A 4,374-nucleotide genomic window follows, 5' to 3' on the forward strand; every position below is an offset into this window, starting at 1 on the left:
CGCCCAACAGCGCCAGCGGCAGCGCAAACAAATACAGCCCGATGTCCACGCCGGTCGGCAGCGTGCGCGACTCTTGCCACCAGATGATGACGGCCAGCCACACCACCGCGAACAGCGCCAGAACCAGCAAGCCTTTTTTCAGCAAACGTGCCATGTGCGCCCGGTCAGAGAAATGGTGTTGTTGTTATCGGGGCGCCCGCGCGCGCCTTGCAGAGCGTTGCCTTCATTTCGCCGCGTCTCCCGCGCGCTGCTTGGCGCCGGGCCGACGCAGCTCTACGTGACCGAAGTCCATCATCTTCCAGCGGCCGCCCCAGGTCAGCCCGACGAGCTCGGCGGTCTGGCCGAACAGCTCGTAGCCGCGCATGGCCCATGGGTCTTTTTCCGAAATGACGATCTTGCCGTCGCGATAGAACGCGCTGTCGGCGGCCAGGCCAAATTGGTGATAGCTCTGGAACGCGCCCGCGTTGGTCACGTGCGTGCCCATGCCCGCCAGTTCGTCCTGCCGCTGCGGGCTGCGATAGCCCTCGATCAGCGCCATCTCGTAGCCGTGCTGCTCGCGCATGATGCGATATGCCAGCAGCAGACGCTGGCGGAAATCCGCATCCAGCAGATCCCAATTGCGGCTTGCGCCACCCAGCTTCGGGCGCACCAGTTCCACCTCGCGCGTGGTGAACGCTTCGGGCGGCAAGGGCGCCGGCGGGGCCAACCTTTCGCCTTCCAGCAAGGCCTGAATCCGGCGGTCCGGACCGGTCATTTGAGGGCTGTAAATGAATGTGTGATTGTGTCGCATGAGGAAAGCGAAAAGTGACGGCAGCAACACAATTGCAAGGCCGATTGCCACTTGCCAGCGATGCCGCGAAACCCATCCCGCTGACGTTTTCACCCCGCTGTGCAGGGCCCCGGCAGTGCCGCCCACCGCACCGCCCGCCTGGCTTGCGCCACGCGTTGCGCCGCGTGCCACGCCCTGTGCGCACGCGCGCAAACCCCGCACCGCGCCTTGGCGCAGTGCAGGGAAAAACAGGAGAGCGGAAACGCCCACCGCCAGCAAAAAATACAGGGGCAGTAGCAGTAACAAGATCAGTCCCTCATGCGGAAGGCGTCATCTTTTGTTCTATTCGTGCGGGAGGCAAGCGATCCGGCGTTGCAAACCGCGTCGGACCCTTAGAAATCGTAACAAGAATCGATGTTCCAAATGAGGTGTTCGGGTATTCTCGACGGGCTTGGTTACAGGGGGGCTGCACACGCCTCCTGCTGACACGGGAACCCGCATGGCAGAAGACGAAAAAGAAGCTCGCCCTACGATGACCGCGCCGAGTCTGCTCAGCGGTTCCACAGCCGCGCGAGGCGAGGCCGAGTCCACACGAATACTGGCGGCGCTGGAAGGGCGCGCGCCCGAAGCCGAGGTCAAGCACCTGGCCGCGCGGCGCGACCCGCGCGCCCGTCGCTGGCTTGCGCTGGCGTTGCTGTTGGCGTTGTTGGCCGGTGGCATCACGTGGTTCATTCACGAAGACCCGACCGGCGCAATGCAGGCCCGGACGCCCGGCGCGGCGGGATTGGCGGCTGATGCTTCGCAGCCGAATCGGTCCGCGTCCACAACAGCATCGGGAACGGCGACGGGAAACCCGTCCGCAGCCGCGCCCGCGCCGCAGGCCAACGCGATGCAAGACGCGTCGGACAAGCCGCCCGCGGTAGCCGCCATCATCGATGAATCCCCGCCCGCGCGGGATGCGGATGTGGGCCGTGGCGAACCCGAGCCATCGCGCGAACCCAACAACCCTTTGTCCGTGCTGGCGTTGACGCCGCCGGCCACCGCGGCCCCTGCCGCCACCGCACCCGGGCCCACGCGCCAGGCGGCGGAACAACGCGCGCGCGAAGCCGTGGTCCCGCATAACAATGCCCCGCGCGCCGTCAAACCCGCCGCCGCGCCGCGCAAGGCCGCACAGCCGTCCGACACTGACGCGGCGCTGTTGTCCGCACTGATGAATTACGGCCTGCCGCCCGCGTCTCCGCCCGGCACGCGCGTCTATAAATCCGATGGCATTTTCATGCGCGAGATGCCGGGCTCGCCGTTGTCCGAACGCTTGAAGGAATGCCGCAAGCTCAGTTTCTTTGAAGGCGAACAATGCCGCCTGCGCGTGTGCGCCGGCCAATGGGGCACGGCCGCTGAATGCCCGACGCCGCAAGCCAACGTCGAACCCTGAATGCGCAACGCCCCACTCCGGCTTTTATCGCTCCTGTCCCCCCGCGAGGTTTTTGCTCCATGGCTGTGAACGCAAGCAACGGCGGTGCCAGCGCCCCATCCCGGCTGTATCGCCTGGATGGCGAGGGCGCGATCGCGTCCCTGCAAGTGGAAGGCTGGGTGGCGCGTGAAGGCCTGTCGGATTTGAGCGAAGCGCGCATCGTCGCGCTGGCCGACGACGCTTCGCTGGATCTTAACGACATGGTGTCGCGGCCCGCCACGCTGTGGGCCACGCGCGCCGATGGCAGCGAGATTGGCCGCAGCGGCGTCGTGCGTGCCGCCGAGATGCTGGGTGGCAACGCGGGCAAGGCGCGCTATCGCATCACGCTGGCGCCCTGGCTATGGCTGGCCACGCAGCGGCGCGCCAGCCGCATCTATGAAAACCAGCCCGTGCTGGAAATCGTGCGGCATGTGCTGGACAGCTACGAGGGCTACACCTACAAGCTTGCCGACGACGTCGAGCGCCACCTTGCCGACCTGCCCACGCGGCCTTACACCACGCAATATCGCGAGACCGACTACGCCTTTCTGTCGCGCCTGCTGACGGAATCCGGCTTGGGCTGGACCACCGTCGAGGACGCGGCCGCGCCCTCGCGCCATGCCGTCTTGATCTTTGCTGACAGCCGCACGTTGCCGGAAGACGAAGAGTCCTTGAGCGGCGGCGTGCGCTTTCAACGCGCGCATGCCACCGAGACGCGCGACGGTGTGCAGGCCCTGGCGCGCAGGCAGCGGCGCGCGGTGGAACGCGTCACCGTTCTTGGCTGGCACGACAGCGGCAAGCACGCCATCACGGGCCAGGCGCTGGCCGGGCCGGCCAGCGGGTCCGACGACGAAGCCGCCGGGCTGGAATGGTTCGAGCCCCTGGGCCATGGCGGCCTGTTGAACCAGGCGCACGCGCAGTTTCAGGCCACGCTATTGATGCAGGCCGCGCAGGCGCGCGCCGAAACCTTCGTCGGGCGTGGCAACGTGCGCACATTCCGGTCGGGCACTCGCTTCACGCTGCAAGACATGTCACCGTTGGGACCCAAGGGCGAGGCCGGCTTCGAACCCGTGTTCGCGTTGGACCGCATCGAACACGTCGGCGTCAACAACCTGCCGGGTCAGGCCGACGCCAACTTGTCCGGCCAGATGGGCGCGCTGGACGACTTCCTGTGCTTTGACGACGAAGACGCCGCGCTGAATAACGACGCAGACGATCAGCGTGCCTATCACTACGATCCGGCCGAGGACGACTCTGCCTACCCCACTGACGACGCATTGATCGGCGTCGGCCGGCCCGACGCCGCCGTGTTGGCGCGGGCGCATGAAGTGGGCTACGCCAACCGCTTTTGCGCTGTGCGCTGCGACCGCCCCTGGCGCGCCTTGCCGGCCGCCGCGCGCGGTGCCCGATTGGCCGGCGCGCCGTCGGCCGTGGGCGTGCACACGGCGATTGTCACCAACGCCGAAGGGGCCACCGAGGCCAGCGGCGAAGACGAAATCCACCGCAACGCGCGGGGCGACGTGCGCGTGCGCTTTCATTGGCAGGCCGACGGCCAGGGTCTGGCGAAAAGCCGTTGGGCACGCGTGGCGCAGCGCCAGGCGGGCGCGGGCATGGGCATGAGCTTCGTGCCGCGTATCGGGCAGGAAGTGCTGGTGCGCTTTCTGGACGAAGACATCGACCAGCCCCTGGTCGTCGGTGCGCTTTACAACGGGCGCGGCGAAGGCGGCATACCGGCTACGCCAGGCGGCAAGTCCGGCGAGCCCATGAACACCGAGGTGTACGCGGCGGCCATCGACGGCAAGCCCAGCGCGCAGGCCAACCTGGCCAGCGGCAATGCTCCCGCCTGGCACGGCGCGGCGGCGGGCGACGAACAGCATCGCAATGCGGCCGCGTTAAGCGGCTTCAAGAGCAAGGAATTTGGCGGCGACGGCTACAACCAGATCGTCTTCGACGACAGCGACGGCCAGCTGCGCATGCAGATCAAGTCCACCCAGTCGGCCAGCGAACTGAACCTGGGCCATCTGATCCACCAGGCAGGCAACTATCGCGGCAATGTGCGCGGCGTGGGCGCGGAACTGCGCACCGATGCGTTCGGCGCGCTGCGGGGCGGCGCGGGCGTGTTGCTGACCACCTACACGGCCGGCGGCGGCGAACC

General features: G+C 67.3%; 3 protein-coding genes. 2 read left to right on the plus strand and 1 reads right to left on the minus strand.

The features are described 5' to 3' along the window. Positions 1-223: 223 nt before the first annotated feature. The gene (locus ACNPP0_RS23025) at positions 224-1,075 is read right to left on the minus strand and encodes a M15 family metallopeptidase (RefSeq protein WP_442880390.1); all 852 of its coding nucleotides are present in this window, start codon (positions 1,073-1,075) and stop codon (positions 224-226) included. 193 nt (positions 1,076-1,268) lie between these two features. Between ACNPP0_RS23025 and ACNPP0_RS23030 the strand changes: the two genes are divergently transcribed. Next, a complete protein-coding gene (locus ACNPP0_RS23030) occupies positions 1,269-2,201 on the plus strand; it encodes a hypothetical protein (RefSeq protein ID WP_448707095.1) in 933 nt (310 codons plus the stop codon). Positions 2,202-2,260: 59 nt separating this feature from the next. Then, positions 2,261-4,374 (plus strand): type VI secretion system Vgr family protein (locus tag ACNPP0_RS23035; RefSeq protein WP_448707096.1); only part of this gene is annotated, 2,114 nt, incomplete at its 3' end.

The sequence above is a fragment of the Achromobacter semiaridum genome (genome assembly GCF_053543755.1).